Below are 20790 nucleotides of genomic sequence, written 5' to 3'. Positions count from 1 at the left end.
CACATTAAACCCTTACCACCAACTTTGAATAAATCAAAAAATTAAACATGACTCAACAGAGTTTTCTTGACACTGAAACTTTACATTGGCTTGATATGCAGCAATTTCCAGGGACACAAATTCTGCCACTAGCTGAACCAGTTCCGCAAGGTTCTATTCATCGGCTTCGCATGAGTGCGGGTACTATCATTCCAGTTCACCAGCATCCCTGCGATGAATATGTCTATGTGCTTCAAGGAACCATCGAGACGGATGGACGTGAATGTAAAACAGGAACATTCTGGTTTACACCTGCTAATGCTAAGAATGGTCCCCACAGAGCAATTACAGATGTAGAAATCATCACAATTCGTCTTGGTGAAATGGGAGTTTTTGAGAAGTTGTAAATTTTCTATTTTTTGGAGTTAGTAAACATGAATCTTCCTTATCAAATTGGTTTAGCAACTGTAATTTCGACAAAAGATAAAGAAAGCAGATTTGATATTTATTCGCGTTTGCTGGCAGAGCGAATTATCTTTGTTAAAGGCGAACTTATAGAGGAAACAGCTAACCTAATAGTCGCACAAATGTTGTTTTTAGACCATGAAGATCCAGAGAAAGATATCACTTTATATATCAACAGTTCTGGAGGTTCAATAACGGCGGCAATGGCTGTTTATGATACGATGAGCCAAATTCGTACAGATGTATGTACGGTTTGTATTGGTAATGCTTCTGCAATGGGAGCATTCTTGCTTTCGTCAGGAACAAAGGGCAAAAGATTAGCTTTGCCAAATGCGAGAATTACGATTCGTCAATTATCAGGAAGCAGTGAAGGAAAAGCGACTGATATTGAGGCGGCAGCAAAAGAAATTGTGTATCTGAGAGAATCAATTAATCGGATACTGGCGGCAAATACTGGTCAATCGAAAGAACGAATTGATAGTGATTCGGAACGTGACTTTTTTATGAGTGCGGAAGAAGCAAAAAGTTACGGTTTAATTGACAGGATTATTAATAAAACTTAGGTAGTTATGAGCGCTGTTAGCGTTCGCCTTGGTCTCGTTCGCCCTTGGCGTTGGCGGAGCCTCCCGCAGAGAAGCGAAGGAGAAGAGAAGCTTTCCCGCAGGGTAGCGGTTACTAAAAAGGATGTAAGAAATGAAAATATTAGTGATTGGTGGCACTAAATTTATTGGTCCTTCTGTAGTGCGTCAACTCAGTAAAATGGGTCATGAAGTGACTGTATTTCATCGAGGAAAAACTACAGTTGAATTACCTCTAAATGTGCAGGAAATTTTAGGCGATCGCACTCACATTACTGACTTCAAAAGCAAGTTTGCAGAGATTTCGCCGCAAGTAGTGTTGGATATGTTTCCCTATACTGAAAATGATGCGCTGATGCTGATGAAAACGTTTAAGGGTATTACTCAGCGTATCGTCGCTATCAGCAGCATGGATGTGTATCGTGCCTATGGGGTAATTTTAGGCAGAGAATCTGATGTTATTCCCCTCCCAATTACTGAAGATTCGCCTCTGCGCTCCTCACTTTATCCTTATAGAAATAAATCTGAAAAGCCTCTTGAGGGCATAGATGATGATTACGAAAAAATTCTGGTGGAAAAAGTGGTGATGTCAGACCCCGATTTACCTGGGACAATTGTACGATTGCCAATGGTCTATGGTGAAAATGACCCGCTAAATCGTTTGTTTCCCTACTTGCAACGGATGGATGAGAATCGCCAGGGGATTGTCTTGGAGGAGAGTCTTGCTGGGTGGCGTGGTTCTTATGGATATGTGGAGAATGTGGGGTATGCGATCGCCTTAGCAGTCACCAATGAACGAGCAAGCGATCGCATATATCACGTTGCTGATACACAAGTCCTTTCCGAAGCAGAACGCATTACCAAAGTTGGCGAAGTAGTAAGATGGGAGGGCAAAGTCGTTACTGTACCGCCAGAAAAATTACCACCAGAGTGGAAATTGCCAGTCAACACAAAGCAAGACTGGTTTATAGACTCAACACGCATCCGCCAAGAGTTGGGATACAGCGAAATTATATCCCCAGAAGAAGCGCTACAGCGAACCATTGATTGGCAGCGCAGTCATCCACCCCAAGAACCCGACAAATTTGCCGCACCTTGGTTGCTAGACTATGCGACTGAAGATGCAATTTTGGCAAAGCTACTATGAGTCTTTTCTCTACAATCTTTGCGGCAATTTGGCGTTTTTGGTTACTAGTAATTCTAGTGACAACAGCACTTATAGTTTTCGCCTGCAACCAAATTCACTTGCAAAGACCATCCACTCCAACCAATCAATTAATAACTAGTATAGTTGGTGAACCCCAAACTTTTAATGCTGCCCTTAATCAAACTGGAGTTAATATTTTTGGATTGACTTATGAAGGGTTAGTCAGAGAAAATCCAGTAACTGGTATCGAACCAGCCCTAGCAGAATCCTGGAAAATTTCTGATGACAAATTACGGATTGTTTTTTACTTGCGTTCTGGCTTGAAATGGTCTGATGGCAAGCCTTTAACAGCTGATGATGTGGTGTTTACCTACAACAATGTTTACTTTAACAACGAGATTTCCCTAATTGCTACAGTTTTTCAGATTGGGATACGTGGGGAATTGCCCAAGGTCCGAAAATTAGATGAGCATCAAGTTGAGTTTATTTTACCGGAACCCTATGTCCCTTTTTTGGGTTTGACAACTGCTGAAGTTTTGCCAGCCCATGCTTTAGAAGCATCAGTGAAAACTAAAGACAAACAGGGCAAGCCGATGTTTCTGACAAAGTGGGGCACCGATACTTCTCCTACTCAACTGATTGTCAACGGTCCTTATATACTAGAGCGTTACGATATTGGGCAGCGTTTGGTATTTCGGCGCAACCCCCACTACTGGCGCAAAGATGCACAAGGCAATGAGCAGCCTTATATTGAACGTATTGTTTGGCAAATTGTCGGATCGACCGATACTTCCTTGCTGCAATTTCGTTCTGGCGGGTTGGATGTTGTAGAGGTAGAACCACAATACTTTTCTTTACTGAAGCAACAAGAAAAGCAAGGAAATTACAAAATCTATAGTGAGCCTAGTTTTCGACCAGAGTTTTTTGCCTTTAATTTAAACAAAGCGATAAGAGACGGAAAACCCCTGGTCGATCCTATCAAGTCACGTTGGTTTAATACCGTGGAATTTCGACAGGCTGTAGCTTATGCTATTGATCGTCAAACAATGCTTAATAACACGTTTCAGGGTTTGGGCAAACTAGAATATTCTCCAATTCTCAGGCAAAGTTCCTATTATCTTTCACCTAGCAAAGGGTTAAAAGTCTACGATTACAATCCACAAAAAGCGAAGGAATTGCTGCTAAAAGCTGGATTTAAGTACAACGATAAAAATCAGCTACTTGATGCTAAGGGCAACCACGTTCGCTTCACGTTAATCACCAGTGCGGAAAATAAAACATTAGAGTCAATGGGAGCGCAAATTAAACAAGACTTGCGTAAAATCGGTATTCAAGTTGATTTTGTCACAATGGCAAATAATACTTTAGCTGACAAGCTTCTTAACTCCCAAGATTGGGAAACTTCTTTGGGAGCTTTACTCAGCAGTTTAGAACCGAACGATTTAGCAGCTTTGTGGACTCCCGAAAGCAGTCTATTTAATTTTAAACCTCAAGCCAGACCAAAGTTAGTACAAGGTTGGCAGGTGGCTGATTGGCAAGCAGAAATTGGCAGGCTCTACCGTCAAGCTGCCTTAGAATTTGATGATACAAAGCGGAAAGCAATCTATGCTAAAACTCAACAGCTAGCTCAGGAATATTTACCGTGTATTTACTTGATTAACCGCTTGGAAATGTTAGCAGTGCGCGATCGCTTTCAACCCATCAAATACTCCGCTAAATACGTTCCCCTTGCTCACAAATTTTGGAACATTTATGAAATTAAAGTTACACAATAATTTTCATAACGCGAGTGGCTCCAAAATCATGCCACATCGCACAAGTCGGGAAACGCGTCCATACTAGTAGCTCCAAAATCCAAAATCATTATGAGTATTTTTTGTTTAGTTCACGGCGCTTGTCAAGGTGCGTGGTGTTGGGATATGCTAATTCCCGAACTGGAAGCGCGGGGACACAAAGCAGTCGCGATGGATTTGCCAATTGAAGATCCATCTGCTGGTTTGTCTGACTTTGCTGATGCAGTGCTGCGATCGCTTCCCAAAGACGAAGACGATATCATCTTAGTTGGTCATTCAATGGCTGGTACTGTTATCCCCATTGTCGCTCTTCAGCGTCCTGTGCGTAAGCTTGTGTTTCTCGCTGCCCTGATTCCATACCCAGGTACTAGTACGCTCGACCAGTTTTATGAAGACGTACCTGATATGCTGAAGGCAGCAGGCTACAATCAGCCAGAAGAGAGTAAATTAGAAAAGTTCCGTGATGAACCTGATATGTTCGTTCCAGCTTGGATTGGGAAAAATCCTTTAGAAAGCGAAGCAGTAGCAATAGAAGTCCTCTTTCCTGATTGTCAACCAGAGGTAGCACGTTGGGCAGTCTCGAAAATGCGTCAGCACAAATCAATGGCACATGCTTTTGAGGTCAATCCTCTACAAGCTTTCCCTGATGTGGAGTGCGCGTATATTGTATGCACCGATGACCGGACAATTTCCCCTGCATGGTCGCGTTATGCTGCACGCAAGCGCTTGGGAGTTGATGCGATAGAATTACCTGGGGGACATTGCCCTTATTTATCTCGTCCTGTCCACCTTGCTTCGGTATTGTGTGGATAGAAAAGAGGATTTTTGTAATTGAGTAATAAAAACACCGAGAAGTAAAACGTTATTAGAGACGTTCCTGAGGAATGTCTCTACAATATGTGTGATTTGCGCTCCCATGATATAAGTTGAATATAGGCGATCGCTAACTTTTATTTTGAATGTGAACACAAATACTTTCTCTTGCTGTTTATGCGTCGCCTCGTTACTTATATTATAATTTTTCTACTTTCGCTCTCGTTTATTACACTGTGGATGCCTCTAAATGATACTGCTTGTAATGCAGAACCTTTTCTGACATCAAAAAGGCAAAAATTCCAAGTATATGCTAGCAAAGTCATTGTTGAACCGTGGCTTGGCGAACACCACGTATACGCCATATTTATGGTTCCAGATAAATACAAGGAATCGCCATTCTTTATTTTAACGGTTAAACATGTTGGCAGTTTCTGCGAAAAGCCTTTTGGCAATAGTCAATACTATGATGACATCCTTGCAGAACCGGGAACGCATCTAATTAGAGATTACATTAGAACTCGGCTGGCTTTGCGATTAATTTTTCAAGGAAAGTATTTCCAACTTCATGATAAATATAACTGGAGTCTGACTTATCCGGCAGATAATTCTGCTAAGGTGAATAATTGACTGTTTAATGCTTATTTGTTAAAACTTACGCAAAAAGTCTCTCAAACTCTTATTTATACGTTTTTCAATCGCACTTTTACGTTACAACTGGTTCCATTATAAAGTATGAGTACAATTCGTTATTAATGAGTATTAAAGCTTCGTTAATAGCCAACAACCCTACAAACAAATTACATATTTGAGCAAAACTCAGTATGAACGAGTTACAAGCAATTCTCAAAGCCTTCGACGACAGCCAAAAAAGCGGTGAAACTTCATACTTGGCGACTGTAGTCAACACCTTTGGTTCAACGTATCGCCGTCCGGGTGCGAAAATGTTGATGACAAATACCGGAAAAATAATTGGCGCAATTAGCGGTGGTTGTCTAGAAAATGATGTCTTTCAACATACTCGCCTTTCTATGAATTTAGGTGAACCGATTGTAGTCACTTACGATAACACTGCTGATGAAGATATCGTCTGGGGATTTGGGCTGGGCTGCAACGGCGTTGTGCAAGTACTTATCGAACGCTTGGACGTGGAAAGGAAAGTTAATGCGATCGCATTTATTGCTCAGTGCTTAAATAATCAACAGCGCGGCGTTATCGCTACCGTCTTCAGTGTAGAGGATGCGCTGAATGTCAAAGTCGGCTCGCGCCTAATTCTTAATTATGATAGTAGTGTAATAACTGATATTGAACAAGCAAACTTAACAAAACTTCTTATTAAAGACGCTCAAGCTGCTTTGGACAATCAACTTTCAACAGTCCAGAAGTACCAATTATCAGGCAGCATAGAAGTGTTAATCGAAGTCATCCAACCAGCAACACCACTAATTATATATGGTGCAGGACGTGACGCTGTGCCTGTAGTTAACTTTGCCAAAGCATTGGGGTGGGATGTTACAGTAGTTGATTGCCGATCGCATTCAGCAACAACAGAACGATTAGCGATCGCAGACAAAGTGATTCTCACCCGTCGGGAAATAGTCCACAAAGAAATAGCTATAGATGAAAACGCGATCGCTGTAGTCATGACACACAATTATCTCGACGATTTAGAAATTCTGAAAACGCTTTTACCATCACCCGCACGTTATATCGGTATTTTAGGACCCAAACAGCGCACAGAAAAACTACTTCAAGATTTATCAGCCGAAAAAATAACTTATAGCCAAGACCAACTACAAAGATTATACGCGCCAATTGGCATCGATACAGGAGCAGATACCCCCGAAGAAATAGCTTTATCAATCATCGCCGAAATTCAAACAGTTTTAGCAAAACGTAGTGGAGGCTTTTTAAGAAACCGCAATCAACCAATTCATTGAATTTTTTTCGTAGTAAGCACTGAAGTGCTTATATATCTTAAGCACTGAAGTGCTTACTACATCTTTTTCTCAATAATTTCGTAGCGTACCAACCTTCTCACATCCTCACCAGACAATCCTAACTCTTGACTGATTGCCATTTCTACCTGACTTAACTCTGTAAATGCAAACTCAAATTTTAACTCTTTTAAATTTGAGTTTGCCGTTTTAACTGTCACCGTAGAAAAACCTTTAAGCTTGTTAATTTCTGCCTTAATTGATAATGTAGTTTTCGGAGCTTTTTTTGCTAATTGAATATCAGCCCGCAAATATTTATCCGTACTCAAAGAACGATTCAACAATTTATCCGTAACAAATCCACTTGCTGCCCAAAAAGCAAGTCCCAACAAAGGTAAAAGAAGCCAAAACTCCAATCCTAAAGCACGCAATATTTGAAACCATCTAGCTTGTAGCATAAAGAAAGTGGGGAGTAGAGACGCTAGGAACATCGCGTCTGTACAAAAGGGGGGAAGAAAAATATAATACATGTATTTAATATGTTAATTTTACTGGTAGAAGACGATCCAGCTCAATTAGAACCATTGCGTGCTGCGCTGATTAAAGCAGGACACATTGTTGATGCAATTGAAGATGGAGAAACCGCTCAGTGGTTGATATCTCAAAAAGATTATGATTTGTTAATTTTAGATTGGATGCTGCCTCAAGTCAGCGGAATTAAGCTTTGTCAAGAATATCGACGAATGGGAAAAACTGCCCCAGTTTTGATGTTGACTGCTAAAGATACCACTTCAGATAAAGTTATTGGTTTGGATGCTGGTGCAGACGATTATTTAGTGAAACCGATTGATATTATTGAACTTTTAGCAAGAGTGCGAGCATTAGGCAGGCGATCGCCACAATGGATTGGAGATACACTTAGTTTGGCGTCTTTACATCTTGACCTAACCAACCTAACTATACAACGCCATCAAGTAACTGCTCAACTTTCTGGTCGAGAATTTCAACTTATGGAATACATGATGCGTCACCCACGTCAAGTTTTATCTCACACTCAAATTGAACAATCACTGTGGGGATGGGGAACAGAACCTGAAAGCAACGCTGTAACAACATTAGTACGCAGACTGCGACAGCGTTTGCAGACAGTTGGGGCAAAAGATTGGTTAGAAACAGTTTACGGTATGGGATACCGCTTGAACGTTCCGGAAAAAACTGATGCGTCATAAATTTGGAGTCCAAAGTCCAGAGTCAAGAATCCAAAGTCTAAAGTCCAAAATTCTTAACTATTGATCGTTGACTCTTGACTGTTGACTCTTGACTGTTGACTCTTAACTTTTGACTGTTGACTTTTGACCCTTGACTCTTGACCATGTTTAATCGCAGTCGTCGTAACCTGGCTAATTTGTTCGCATTCTCAATGGGGAGTATCCTCATCGTTTTTGCTGGAGTAGGTTATTATCTAGCAGCTAAAGAGCAACTTCAGGCTTTTGATGATGCGCTGTTTGCCAAAAGTAAAGCGATCGCACAGAATGCACAAGTTAAACAAAAGTATATTTCTGTTTTAAGCAATCAACTATCGCCACTCAACAGCGAACTTGTATATATCCGGTGGTACAATGCCAACAAACAATTAGTAGAATTTACTGATGCTAATGCCGACAAAATATTAACTGTTGCTCCTGGTTATCAAACTATCCAAACAACTGCAAAAAAAGAATCGCTCCGGCAATTAACGTTGCCAGTTATACAAGATAAAGCGATAATTGGCTATTTGCAAACTGCCACTTCTGTATCTTCTGTGCAAAAGAGTTTGAATCGATGGCGGTTATTTTTGACACTGGGAGTGCCAGTAACTTTAAGTGTAATTGGCATTACAGGCTGGTTTCTGGGGGGACTTGCCATGCAACCGACCCGTCGAGCTTACGAGCAATTGCAACGTTTTACGGCTGATGCATCCCATGAATTACGCGCTCCTGTGGCAGCGGTTTTAAGTAATGCTCAAGTAGCATTAATGCCACCATTTGATGAAGCGGAGCAGCGTTTTCGCTTAGAAAATATTGTGGAAATTGCCAAATCGATGAGTGTGCTGATTGGTAATTTGCTGTTTCTCTCTCGTCATAACGGAGCGCTAGACGCTGCAAAGTTAAAAAATATTGATTTGGTTGAATTAGTGCGATCGCTCTTAGATAACTACCAAGAACAAGCAATTGCACAAAACCTGACTTTCTCTGCTCAACTACCAGAATTACCCGTGAACGTGAAAGCTGATGCAGACTTGTTGAAACAGGCGATCGTCAATCTACTCACCAACGCTTTTAAGTATACCTTATCTGGTAGTATTCAAATACGGCTATTTACACAATCGCATCGAGCCATCATTCAAGTAGAAGACAGCGGAATCGGCATCCCGGAGGAAGATTTACCGCATATCTTTGAAAGATTTTACCGTGTGGATACCGCACGAGCGCGTCAAACTGGTGGCTTTGGATTAGGATTAGCGATCGCTCAACAAATTATACAAGCGCACAAAGGGCAAATCACCGCAAAAAGTTTGTTTGGACAAGGTTCCACATTTCAAATAGAATTACCAAATGGGGAATGGGGCATAGGGCATCGGGCATAGGGCAATGGGCATGGAAAGAGTCTCTCACACAATCATGCATAAATACTTACCGGATGTAAATAACGTTTTACTCAATGCTTAATGCCCAATGCCCAATTCCCAATGCCCAATGACGGCAGGTGCAGATAGCGTTCGTGACCTCCCTTCTCCTTCAAAGACGCTCCGCGAACGGGTTCGCCAGAGCCGGCACTCTTGGAAACCAGGAGCGCAGCGCTGGTCTCACCGCAACGCACAGCCAAACCTATGCCCAATTCCCAATTCCTTGACATTATTCTGTCATAGTTAGCCATCACACTAAGAAATAAGAACACCTGAGAAGTCTGTGATTTTCTCAATATAGACAAAGCTTAGGTTGATTGGGTAAAAACTTAGCAACTTCCTAACAGCAATGCTCAAAAATGGGTTTGTACACGCTGCGGTGACTGCGGCTACTATAGCAACTTTCCTCGCTGCCGAGGCTGACAAAAAAAATATACAACATAGCAGCCGTGAGAACAAAAAGCGGCAAATAAAATTTAGAAAGCGCTCCCGTCAAACTTGAAGTATAAAAAGTGATTGCTCAATTGAAGAAAAACCAAGCAAATTCTTGGTTACAGGCTGGGGTAATGGCTGTCTTGGTTTCTCTGCCTACAGCCTGTATGCAACCAAATCGCGTTGAGGGAGTTGTTCAAGCTCCAACTTCCTCTGAGGCTAAATCTAATTCCACTTATGCAGATGTGCAAAATTTGGTCAATTTGGGACCGCGAGTTGCTGGTACACCAGTTATGGAGAAAGCTAGCAGCTACCTAATCGATCAATACCGCAAAGCCGGCTACATCACCGAAGTTCAGACTTTTACATATCAAAAGTTTGTAGATTTAGGTTCAAACCTGATTGTCGATAATGTCACAATTGAAGGGCAAGCGCTGAATGGTTCAATTCCTGGCAAGTTAAATGCACCGTTGGTTGCAGTTCCCAATGTTGGACGAAGCGCCGATTTTGCCGCAGTCAATGTTAAAGGTGCGATCGCTATCCTCAAACGCGGTGAAATTCGCTTTTCTCAAAAAGCTGAAAATGCTGCCGCAGCCGGAGCAGTTGGTTTGATAATTGTCAACAATCAACCGGGTGATTTATATGGTGGTTCGCTCGGTGGTGAAGCAAAACTTCCTGTATTAGGGCTTTCAGCGGAAAAAGGTAATCCCTTAATTGCCCGAACCCCAAATACACAAGTTAATCTAAATGTCAATGCCAAACGACAAATTGTTACCGGACGCAACGTCATCGCTCATCTACCAGGTGTGACTCAGCCGAAAGCGATACTGGGCGGACATTATGACTCAGTAGCAGGTTCACCAGGAGCAAATGATAACGCTTCCGGGACAGCGGTTGTGTTGGCGATCGCTCGTAATTTATCTAACACACCTCAAGCGCGTCAAATTTGGTTCATTGCCTTCGATGGTGAAGAAGACGGTTTACACGGTTCGCGGGCTTTTGTCAATGCCGCTCAACCACAATTTCTCTCAAACTTAAAAGGCATGATGAACTTCGACATGGTAGGTGTTAATAACCAACTTGGTATTGGCGGTACATCATCATTAACTGCATTAGCTCAAGCCTCCCTTCCCCAAATTAAAACATTTGGCTCCATCAGAGGCAGCGATCATGCATCCTTTGCCGATAAAAATGTACCCGTCCTCTTTTTCTATCGAGGTTCAGAGCCAAACTACCACACACCCAACGATAAAACAATAGATCCAAAACTGCTCGATCAAACCACTCAAGTAGGATTAGATATCCTCAAGCGATTGCTCAAAACTAACTGATTCGTGAGTGAGGAAAAAAACGCAGGTCTTCAGGAATGAGCGCAAAATTATAAAACAACGAACCGCAGAGAACGCAGAGTTCACAGAGAAAGAAGGGTTTAAGAGAATTTTTGCGTAAGTTTTATTGGTGTTGAAATTCATCTTCAAACTAGGAATGCAATGTCTGCTTTATCTTTGAAAAAATCTCTCAGCAATTTGTCTTTAGTTTCTCTTGGTGCAGTAGCCGCAGTATTCGCAGCACAAATTGTACCCACAAACGCCGTACCATCTCAACAGCCGATGTCTGACGACAAGCCCTTCGGGTTCGGGGGTTCGCAATCGACGGGAACCGCCAAGACTGCGACCCCCTCACCGCTCCGCGTCTACGCTCAATTGCCATCAATCAGCAACACAGATACTAACTTTATAGCCGCTGCTGTCGAAAAAACTGGTTCAGCAGTAGTGCGGATAGACTCAACAAGAACGATCGCAAGTCGATATTCAAATTATGGAAGGCGGGTACGCGGAACAGGTTCCGGCTTCATCATTAGATCCAACGGTTTAATTCTGACAAACGCTCACGTTCTAGGTGGAGCCGACACAGTAAGAGTTACCTTAAAAGATGGTCGTAACTTTACCGGTCGAGTCTTGGGGCAAGATAGACAAACCGACGTCGCAGTAGTTAAAATCCAAGCTAACAATTTACCCGCTATCAGCATCGGTAATTCCGATCAGTTAAAACCAGGAGAATGGGCGATCGCGATCGGTAATCCCTTAGGTTTAGACAACACCGTTACAGTCGGCATTATTAGCGGCACAGGTCGCTCCGGTGGTATAATTTCCGCAGCAGGTAGGCGAGTTAACTTTATTCAGACCGATGCTGCCATTAACCCAGGTAATTCCGGCGGACCACTCTTAAACCAACAAGGACAAGTCATCGGCATCAATACTGCTATAATTCAAGGCGCTCAAGGATTAGGATTTGCTATTCCCATCAATCAAGCGCAACAGATAGCCAACCAATTGATTGCCAGAACACCTATTCAATAATTATCTAATTTCCTGATTTTCTGGCTGATGCATTTTCCTAAACAGGAATGAACGCAAAAACTCTCTTAAACTCTTACTCCTTGGCGTCCTTGGTGCCCTTGGTGAGTCCAGCCCCCGTCTTGGACGCCACTTGCTTTATGCCGGGAGACCCGTCCACCGCAGTGGCTCCGTTTTCCGTCACGATGGGGGACTGGCGAACCCGTTCGCGCAGCGTCTCCCTTTGGGAGAAGGGCGGTTCGTTTTTTCATGATTTTGCGCTCATTCCTACTAAACAAAAGTTTCTGCCGCATGTACTGCCACAGCGATCGCATTCTTAACGGCAGTATCTTTCTGTTCTAAAATCACATTTTCACTCTTGGTACGCTGGGCAACTACACCACAAACAGCAGCAGCTGCAAATTGATATACTCCCGCAATCTTGAACAGCGTACCACATTCCATTTCATAATTCAAGACATTTAAACGGCGATATTCTTCAGTGATGCCATCAAGCGATCGCATTAAATAAGGATTCGCCGAATCAGTGCGTTCTTGTCCTTCATAGAAAGTATCCACCGATGCCGTAATCCCCACGTAATGCGAAATCTCTAACTTGCGTGCAGCATTAACCAACGCTACCGTGAGAAACGGATCGGCTGCTGCGGGATACTCCACAGGTGCAATATCATTCGCTGCACCTTGCCGACATAACGCCGCACTGCTAATTACAACACTACCGACAGTTATATAAGGTTGAATTGAACCGCAAGTACCAATGCGAATAATTTGCCGAATTCCTACTTGCACCAACTCATTCACCACAATACTCAAAGAAGGCGCACCCATACCACTAGTAGCAGATAAAATCGGGCGATTATTTGGCAAATATCCTAGATAACTATTAAGTCCGCGATTCTCCGACAACAAACGCACATCCTGCAAATAACTTTCAGCAATTAAACGAGCGCGTTCCGGATCGCCAGATAATAAAGCGATACTGGGAGGCTGTGAACCCAAATCATCTTGCCCAAAGCCAATGTGATATAAACGGTTACTTGTCATAGGTAAATTATATAGCTCGTAGTAAGCGATTTATCGCTTCATTTGGGCACTTTAGTGCCCACTACGATTTTTATATTACATAATGTAGTATTATAGATATAGTTACCCCTCATGCGGTGACTGATTGTCATATCACTCATCAAAAGGAAGTCTATATGATTCCCCGATCGCGCGTCCGCAATATTGGTATATCTGCTCACATTGATTCTGGTAAAACTACGTTATCAGAGCGAATTCTCTTCTACACGGGCAGAATCCACGCAATTGAGGAAGTGCGCGGAGGCGGAAAGGGCGCAACAATGGACTTCATGGACTTAGAAAAAGAACATGGTATCACCATCACCTCAGCGGCGACAACTTGCCAATGGCATGATACCCAAATCAACTTAATCGACACACCAGGACACGTAGACTTCACGATTGAAGTAGAACGTTCTCTGCGGGTGCTGGATGGTTCTGTAATGGTGCTGTGTGCGGTGGCGGGTGTGCAGTCGCAATCCATCACCGTGGATCGGCAAATGAAGCGATATCGCGTGCCGCGTTTGGCATTCATCAACAAGATGGATCGCCTTGGTGCTGACCCATTTCGTGTAGTACAAGCTATGCGAGACAAGTTGCAATTGAATGCTGTCTTACTACAGTATCCGATTGGTAGTGAAGATAACTTTCAAGGGGTGATTGACCTTGTGGAAATGACGGCTCATTATTATCAAGGTGAGAACGGAGAAGATTGGGTGAGAAAGTCAATTCCCTCAGCGCTTGTAGATGAAGCACAACAAGCACGGGAAAAGCTGCTAGATGCTTTATCGCTGTTTTCAGAAGCAATGACCGAACAGCTGCTAGAAGGTGAGGAAGTTTCTCAAGAACTAATTTGGCAAACTATCCGCAAAGCAACTTTAAGCTTGGAACTCACTCCAGTGTTGCTGGGTTCGGCATTCAAAAATAAGGGTGTGCAAAACTTGTTAGATGCGATCGCTCTTTATCTACCATCACCTATAGATAGGGAATTAGTCAAAACCGCAGAATCGGTGAGTATCTATCCTAACCCTGATGATTCATTAGTGGCTTTGGCATTCAAACTAACTGTAGAATCCTTTGGGCAATTGACATACATCCGCATCTACTCTGGAACGCTGAAACCGGGTGACACTGTATACAACTCGCGTACCGGGAAACGAGTGCAAATCAATCGCCTAGTAAGAATGCACGCCAACAAGCGAGAAGAGATGCAAGTCGCTGTGGCAGGGGATATTATTGCTCTGTTGAGTGTAGATTGTGCATCCGGAGATACCTTATGCTCAGGGAAACTACTATCTTTAGAAAGAATGTTCGTGCCGGAACCAGTGATTACGCTATCGATTATGGCTAAAAAACAGGAATCGGGCGATCGCTTATCCAAAGCACTCAACCGCTTTCAAAAAGAAGACCCCACTTTCCGCGTTACTCACGACCCCGAATCTAGCGCTACTCTGATTTCTGGGATGGGCGAACTCCATCTAGAAATCTACATTGAGCGCATCCAGCGAGAATATAATGCCGAAGTTTACGTCAGTAAACCGGCGGTAGCATATCGAGAAACCATCTTGCAAAAAGCTACCTTCGACTACCGACTCAAAAAACAGACAGGTGGTTCTGGTCAATTTGCCCACGTTACTGGGTGGATTTCACCGACAAGCGAACCGTTTGTATTTGAGAATCGTGTAGTTGGGGGTGCAATTCCCAAAGAGTACATCTTGGCTTGTGAGAAAGGTTTCCAAGAGGCGATGCAATCGGGACAGCTAGAAGGCTATCCGGTTACTGGGGTAAAAGTCGTTCTTGAAGGAGGTTCATATCACCCAATCGATTCAAGTGAAATTGCTTTTCGGTCAGCAGCGCATCAAGCTTTGGAACAAGCTTTTATCAAAGCAAATCCTTGCATTTTAGAACCAATTATGCTTGTAGAAGTGGAAACTCCGAATGAGTTTTTTGGAAGAGTTCAGGGGGATTTATCCTCCCGTCGGGGTTTGCTATTGGGTTCCGAAACAATGCTTTCATACACAGTGATTCGGGCTGAAGTACCATTAGCCAAGATGTTTGGGTATTCAACAGACTTGCGATCGCTTACCTCTGGTATGGCAACTTTCTCAATGGAGTTTGCTTGCTATCGGCAAGCTTTAGCAGTGAAGTCATAATCAACACATAAAAAAAGGCAGACTTATATGGTCTGCCTTTTTTGTTTCCATTTGATTATTATCTTTCTGGGCAAATACAAACCTTCATAATCTGGGTAGGGAAGGGGGTGAAGACACCCCAACAAAGTGGTGACAAAAAAGGAACTTAGCCCAAATTGAGAGACTTTTGGTTTTTGCGTTTGCGGAGGAACATACCACCACCTATAGCCAGCATACCTAAAGCAAGGCTAGGCTCAGGTACAGTGCGGAAGGAGTGGTTATCGCTTTCAAATCCACCACCGTATTTTGCTTGTTGGGAAATCACGATTTTGTTGAAGTATTCATTTGAGTTCTCTGCAAAGAACTCAACGTAACCATTACCTTGATAGTACTTTCCGTCATCCAATTTTATCGCACCATCTGCCTTGGGTCCGGGATGGAATTTGGAGTAGAGAGCAAACTTACCTATGTCCGCAGTTATAAAGGTTTTGATTAAGGTGCTTCCATTGAAGAAAGAGAGAGTATTACCAGGGTGAGCAGCACCCCAGTCTAAACCGAAAGATTTTGCCAAACTCTCTAGGGTAATTGTGACTGAGTTACCAGCCATAACTTGCAGATACTTGGAAGTGTTTTTCTCACCATCTGGACCAGTTGGTGCCCAAGAGTTGCTTCCTACTTGCTTCTGACCATTTGCATTACTAAATGAGTACTGAGCAAATCCAGTAGTTGGTGCTTTACCTTGTACTGTTTTGCCTTTTTCGTTCTTGGTATCGTTGAAGTCAATCGTGATTGCGTTTTTGTCTTTGGTATACGCACCTTGATTGGTTTCTCCGTTAGGACCTGTAGTACCTGTGCTCATGGTAAAGGTCATAGCGTGAGCAGCATCAGCGTAGGAGAAGGAAGCGATCGCTCCTAAAGATAAAGCAGCAATTGAAGCAAATTTCCTGATAAACATGATTGTAAGCTCGTGTCGTTTTCCGTGTCTTGAGCCAATTATGTGACTGATTCGTTACAAATTAACAGGATGGATTTACTGAAATAATATTTTTCCTTGAGCAGACATAATTTGTAATTTATTTAACTAACATTTCAACAAAAAGTAGTAATTATATTTAGAAAGTCGTGAAGATAAACAAGTTAAAGGTACTAATATTTGTGAAGAAACAGATATTAATAAAGAAGTTGTGTACTTGAAAGAGTGTTATTTTTAAGGAGCGATGAAGTAGAGAGAATGTTTTCTCTGTATAGGGTGTCTCTAAAAAATGTAACGAGGGTGAATAAGGCGATCGCTCCCGCACCTGCCGTACTTGGCATCGCTTTTTTACAATGACACGAGCCGTAAATAACAGTTCGATGATTTCCCGCTGATGGCATATTGTATTAACGTGAGTTCGACGAACCTCTCCCTGCCTTGAACTAAAGTTCAAGTCTGTCCCTCTCCGATTCGGAGAGGGACGGTTTTACTACGTAAAACTAGGGAGAGGTATGTTTGATTTGTGCTAATTAGGCGAACATTATGGACATACGATCCGTCGAATTCACGTTGTATTAGTAATCAACAAATAAAAATAGGCAGACTCATATGTCTGCCTTTGATGTTACTATTTGATTATTTGTTGTATGTAAAAATACGGTAGAGGGGACAAACGCACCTCTACAAAGTTGTGATTAACCGAGTTTATCCCAAGTTGAGAGACTTCTGATTTTTGCGCTTGCGAAGGAAGACACCAGAAACAGCTAGCAATCCTAAAGCTACACCAGGCTCAGGTACTTTAGCAGAGTACTTGCCTGAACCAGTACGGAATGTGTGGTTGTCAGATTCAAAGCCACCGCCAGCGGTCTGAGAAATCACAATTTTATCAAAGTTATCATTCATACCTTCGGAGAAAAACTCGAAGACACCATTCATTTGACCACCATGCTGCGAGGCTGAAACAGGTGCGAGCGCGTTCATCATATCATAAGTCAATCCTTTAACGAGGTTTGTCCCTTTGAAGAATTGTAAAGTATTACCTACGCTCAAAGCTCCGGCATCAAAAGCAAAGTAGTTGAAAACCTGATTTTTCGCGTTTTCGATGATGACACTGTTACCCTGGAAAACTGCTAAATAATTTGATGTGTTTACTTCTGCCTTGGCACCAGAAGGTGCCCACATATCTGAGTAAATACCAGTTTGCCCAGAATAAGCCGTAGTAGAGTAACTACCGTTAGAAAAAGAGTATTTTACATTATTGCTGCCAGGTACTTTACCATCGTTGAAATCATATGTTGTATAATCTTTGTCGTTTACATCCTTAGCAAAAGCACCTTCAGTTGTAACTGCACTATCACGGTAAGCACCAGCACTGTAGCTAAATCCGAGAGCGTGAGCCGAGCCGGCATAAGAGATGGAAGCGATCGCAGTTAGAGATAAAGCAGCAATTGAAGCAAATTTTTTGATAAACATGATGTTTGGCTCCTGTCGTTTTCCGTGTCTTGAGCCAATTATGTGATTTACTAACTACAAACTAACAGGATGCATTCACTGAATTTAGATTTATCCATTCAAGGATAAATTTTGTAATTACTTTAACCAGTTAAAAAATCCAAAACAGTAGTTTTACTTGCAAATACATAAAGATAAACAAGGTAAACAAACTAATATTTGTGAAGAAACGAATTATTGATAAAGAAGTTGTGTGTCTGTCCTTCGTCGTTTTTAAGAAGTGGTGAAGCTAGGGGAATTTGTTTGCGTGCAACTCCCGGCAGGAAGGGCAAATCTGCCAGAGACTAAAGCATAATCAAACCCAGTCGGACACCAACAGTTACAGCCTCAGTGCGAGACGAAACCCCTAGCTTGCCAAATATGGATGAGACATGAAACTTAACGGTGTGATCGGAGATATGCAAACGCTTGGCGATCGCTTTATTTCCTAACCCAGAACCAAGCATTTCTAAAACCTCTATCTCTCTTGGTGTCAATGTTTGCATGGGTGTAAGCGTCACTTTTTCTCGCATCGACTCTTTGAGAGGAAGCAACTCAACCGCATCCGGGTGTAAGACAATTAAACCAAAAGCGATCGCCTCGACAGCCGCGATAATCTCTGACTCGGTGCTGGTATCTGGTAAAATGCCCCGTACACCAGAACGCAGCGCTACTTCTAAGTTGATGCTGTCAACGTCAGCAATAATCATAATTGGTGATGAGTATTGCTTTTCTTGCATCGAAAGCAATTTTTCCCATACTGATTGTTGAAAATTACCGCTCAAATCTAACAGCACCACCTGTGGTTGTAATTGCACTTCCCCCAAAAGTGCATCTAAGTCAGATACACTACCTACTACCGTCAGTTGAGGATTGCTTGTCAGCACAGCTGACAAACCTGCCCTCACTACGGGGGAAGCTGCAACTACCATCACCCGAATCATGTCACCTCCACAGCAGTTTTCCCATCTTGGAACACAGCATAAAAAATGTATTGTTGTCCACCACGCAGAACTTGTAATGGTAGTGATTTGCTATCGCTTTGATTGAGATAGTTGCTTAAATCATTCGGTTGAGAGAGCGATCGCCCCGACACCCCAATCAGCACATCACCAACTTGCAAACCAGCAGCTTCAGCAACACTTTGAGAATGCACTGACAAAATTAATAAGCCCAAGCTGCGTTTTACCAGTACAGGTTGTAAAGTCACCCCCAGATGAAGCCGATTTCCATTCAGAAAACGCTTTACAGTTGAGCTTGATATTGCCACAGCCAACCCATTGGCAATCATGGTATTAATTCCGACAACGCGACCGAGACAATCGGCAAGCGGACCGCCAGAATTGCCAGGATACAGTTGAATATCTGCCATTACCAAACGCCGATCGTTTGTGTGGATAATGCCGGTTGTGACTGCACCACTGTCACCAAATGGATTACCCACTGCTAAGACTAATTCACCCACACGCAGCGCATCTGCATCGCCGATGGTTGCGGTATTTAAGTCAGTAGCGGCAATTTTCAAAGCTGCTAAATCTTGCTGTGGATCGAAGTGTGTCCGGACGGCATCAAATGTGCGTCCATCTGACAATTCGACAGTTGTTTTGTTGCTGGTAGCGACATGGGCGTTAGTGATGATTAAACCGTCTTTTTGCCAGATTACACCGGAACCGCTTCCTAAAGAACCGCTACGCACTTTGACGGTAATATTACGTAGTTTAGCAGCTAGGAGTGCTAATTCATCAGTTATTGCTGTGATAGTCATATTGGGGAAGTTGTGATTTTTGAAGTGGGAATTGTTACTGAATTGGTTTTTCGCCGATCGCGATCGCTTTCTCTAGCAAAACTCCACCGCGTAGAATTTGCAGAGAAACCGTTTTACCAACGCGATCGCTATTATTAAGCAATGCCAGCACATCACCGGTATCGCTAACAGAATTACCATCAAAGGCTACCAACACATCCCCAAGCAACACACCAGCTTTGTCAGCAGGTCCGTTTGTCTCAACATTGACGACAATCACCCCACCAGCAGAAGTTAAATTTAAGGCGCTTTTCAGATTTGCAGGCAAACGTACAGGTTGCATCCCCAAACCCAAATAGCCCCGTGGAATGCGTCCTTTGGCAATTAATTGGTCAACCACACGATTTACTGTAGAAGCGGGGATAGTCAAAGCAGTACCGCGTCGCCCGGAAGTATTCATTCCTACCACGAAACCAGCAGCATCTACGAGTGGTCCACCTGCAAAGCCAGGATAAAAAGTGATGTCTGGACGGATGAACGAGTCAATATTACCACCGCTCATGCTTCGCCAAGCACCACTAACAACACTCACTGCACCCATAGCCGCTTTTAAGTCACCCTCACTGCTTCTTGCTAACCCAAGTACTAAATGACCAACTTTGAGCGTGGTAGCGTCGCCAATTTTCGCCACTGGGATTTCTTTGTTTTGTAGCTGCAAGACAGCTACATCGGTGCTGGAGTCATGACCTAAGACTTTAGCTGCAACTGTGCGATTATCTGTAGTCGTGACAGTAATTTCTTCATAGCGTTGCAGCGACTCGTCAGAGGTAACGATGATACCATCTCGCCAGTGAATACCGCTAGGAGAAATGCGTCCGCCAGCGTTGACAGCAACAACAGCACTCCCAACCTGCTCTACAATATCGGCTAAATTGTTGGACAGAGCCAGTAATGAAGACATAAAGTTTCTCCTTTAAACGTTCGTGATGTTCATATCTTGCCGTTTTGCTTTCACAGGTTACATCGGAAAAATGGGGAGAATGCATCCTAGAAAAATGGCTAGGGAATGGGGCAGGGGGGCAGGGAGACAAGGGGACAAGGGGACAAGGGGACAAGGGGACAAGGGGACAAGGGGAGCCAGTGCGTTGCGGAGGCAGCGCGGTCATGTTCGTTACCCCCATGAGCGACTGCCGTCGGGTTTCCCGCGTTGAAGCATCTGGCG

Annotated in this window: 20 protein-coding genes and 1 pseudogene; 13 read left to right on the top strand and 8 right to left on the bottom strand. The window is 43.1% G+C overall.

What is annotated here, in order from left to right; all coding sequences use genetic code 11:
• The first annotated feature begins 47 nt into the window (after positions 1-47).
• From PI95_RS20750 to PI95_RS20720, 7 genes are all read left to right on the top strand, one after another.
• Entirely contained in the window at positions 48-386 is a 339-nt protein-coding gene (locus PI95_RS20750; RefSeq protein ID WP_039737288.1) for a cupin domain-containing protein, read from the top strand.
• 27 nt (positions 387-413) lie between these two features.
• Positions 414-1007 carry an ATP-dependent Clp protease proteolytic subunit gene (locus tag PI95_RS20745; RefSeq protein WP_039737287.1) on the top strand — a complete coding sequence of 198 codons (594 nt, stop codon included), beginning with the start codon at positions 414-416 and terminating at the stop codon, positions 1005-1007.
• A 130-nt stretch (positions 1008-1137) separates the two neighbouring features.
• Positions 1138-2169: an NAD-dependent epimerase/dehydratase family protein gene (locus PI95_RS20740; RefSeq protein WP_039737286.1), complete on the top strand. Its 1032-nt coding sequence runs from the start codon at positions 1138-1140 to the stop codon at positions 2167-2169.
• Positions 2166-3944 (top strand): ABC transporter substrate-binding protein, encoded by a 1779-nt coding sequence (locus tag PI95_RS20735; protein ID WP_039737285.1) that lies wholly within the window; start codon positions 2166-2168, stop codon positions 3942-3944. Before PI95_RS20740 ends, PI95_RS20735 begins: the two co-directional genes overlap by 4 nt.
• A gap of 90 nt (positions 3945-4034) precedes the next feature.
• On the top strand, positions 4035-4775 hold the full coding sequence (locus PI95_RS20730; RefSeq protein ID WP_039737284.1) for an alpha/beta fold hydrolase: 741 nt from the start codon (positions 4035-4037) through the stop codon (positions 4773-4775).
• A 240-nt stretch (positions 4776-5015) separates the two neighbouring features.
• Positions 5016-5405, top strand: coding sequence for a hypothetical protein (locus tag PI95_RS20725; protein WP_336507411.1), 390 nt, complete (start codon positions 5016-5018; stop codon positions 5403-5405).
• A gap of 194 nt (positions 5406-5599) precedes the next feature.
• A complete protein-coding gene (locus tag PI95_RS20720; protein ID WP_039737282.1) occupies positions 5600-6715 on the top strand; it encodes an XdhC family protein in 1116 nt (371 codons plus the stop codon).
• A 56-nt stretch (positions 6716-6771) separates the two neighbouring features.
• On the opposite strand, the gene PI95_RS20715 is transcribed toward PI95_RS20720, so the two are convergent.
• Positions 6772-7170, bottom strand: a complete 399-nt coding sequence (locus PI95_RS20715) for a hypothetical protein (RefSeq protein WP_039738209.1) — start codon at positions 7168-7170, stop codon at positions 6772-6774.
• An 81-nt stretch (positions 7171-7251) separates the two neighbouring features.
• Here PI95_RS20715 and rppA point away from each other — a divergent pair, with 81 nt between their 5' ends.
• Positions 7252-7941, top strand: coding sequence for a two-component system response regulator RppA (rppA, locus tag PI95_RS20710; protein WP_039737281.1), 690 nt, complete (start codon positions 7252-7254; stop codon positions 7939-7941).
• Between the two features lie 143 nt (positions 7942-8084).
• A complete protein-coding gene (locus tag PI95_RS20705; protein ID WP_039737280.1) occupies positions 8085-9338 on the top strand; it encodes a sensor histidine kinase in 1254 nt (417 codons plus the stop codon).
• 71 nt (positions 9339-9409) lie between these two features.
• On the opposite strand, the gene PI95_RS20700 is transcribed toward PI95_RS20705, so the two are convergent.
• Positions 9410-9607, bottom strand: a complete 198-nt coding sequence (locus tag PI95_RS20700; RefSeq protein WP_039737279.1) for a hypothetical protein — start codon at positions 9605-9607, stop codon at positions 9410-9412.
• A 282-nt stretch (positions 9608-9889) separates the two neighbouring features.
• Between PI95_RS20700 and PI95_RS20695 the strand changes: the two genes are divergently transcribed.
• A complete protein-coding gene (locus PI95_RS20695; protein ID WP_336507408.1) occupies positions 9890-11140 on the top strand; it encodes a M28 family peptidase in 1251 nt (416 codons plus the stop codon).
• 159 nt (positions 11141-11299) lie between these two features.
• The gene (locus PI95_RS20690; RefSeq protein ID WP_039737277.1) at positions 11300-12169 is read left to right on the top strand and encodes a trypsin-like peptidase domain-containing protein; all 870 of its coding nucleotides are present in this window, start codon (positions 11300-11302) and stop codon (positions 12167-12169) included.
• 267 nt (positions 12170-12436) lie between these two features.
• On the opposite strand, the gene PI95_RS20685 is transcribed toward PI95_RS20690, so the two are convergent.
• Positions 12437-13210, bottom strand: a complete 774-nt coding sequence (locus PI95_RS20685) for a nucleoside phosphorylase (protein ID WP_039737275.1) — start codon at positions 13208-13210, stop codon at positions 12437-12439.
• Between the two features lie 155 nt (positions 13211-13365).
• Between PI95_RS20685 and fusA the strand changes: the two genes are divergently transcribed.
• Positions 13366-15381: an elongation factor G gene (gene fusA, locus PI95_RS20680; protein WP_039737274.1), complete on the top strand. Its 2016-nt coding sequence runs from the start codon at positions 13366-13368 to the stop codon at positions 15379-15381.
• A 145-nt stretch (positions 15382-15526) separates the two neighbouring features.
• On the opposite strand, the gene PI95_RS20675 is transcribed toward fusA, so the two are convergent.
• The 5 genes from PI95_RS20675 to PI95_RS20655 form a co-directional block, all read right to left on the bottom strand.
• Positions 15527-16315: a PEP-CTERM sorting domain-containing protein gene (locus PI95_RS20675; RefSeq protein WP_039737273.1), complete on the bottom strand. Its 789-nt coding sequence runs from the start codon at positions 16313-16315 to the stop codon at positions 15527-15529.
• Between the two features lie 723 nt (positions 16316-17038).
• Entirely contained in the window at positions 17039-17806 is a 768-nt protein-coding gene (locus tag PI95_RS20670) for a PEP-CTERM sorting domain-containing protein (protein ID WP_039737271.1), read from the bottom strand.
• A gap of 323 nt (positions 17807-18129) precedes the next feature.
• A complete protein-coding gene (locus tag PI95_RS20665; RefSeq protein WP_039737270.1) occupies positions 18130-18768 on the bottom strand; it encodes a response regulator transcription factor in 639 nt (212 codons plus the stop codon).
• A complete protein-coding gene (locus PI95_RS20660) occupies positions 18765-19589 on the bottom strand; it encodes a S1C family serine protease (protein WP_039737269.1) in 825 nt (274 codons plus the stop codon). Before PI95_RS20660 ends, PI95_RS20665 begins: the two co-directional genes overlap by 4 nt.
• Before the next feature lie 34 nt (positions 19590-19623).
• On the bottom strand, positions 19624-20529 hold the full coding sequence (locus tag PI95_RS20655; protein WP_039737268.1) for a S1C family serine protease: 906 nt from the start codon (positions 20527-20529) through the stop codon (positions 19624-19626).
• A gap of 44 nt (positions 20530-20573) precedes the next feature.
• Here PI95_RS20655 and PI95_RS20650 point away from each other — a divergent pair.
• Positions 20574-20790: pseudogene (locus PI95_RS20650) on the top strand (hypothetical protein); the annotation flags it as partial.

The sequence above is a fragment of the Hassallia byssoidea VB512170 genome, from assembly GCF_000817785.2.
In the GTDB taxonomy this organism is placed as follows: Bacteria; Cyanobacteriota; Cyanobacteriia; order Cyanobacteriales; family Nostocaceae; genus Hassallia; species Hassallia carrinoi.
Note: the sequence above shows the minus strand (reverse complement) of the source record. Positions and strands in the feature narration are given on the sequence as shown.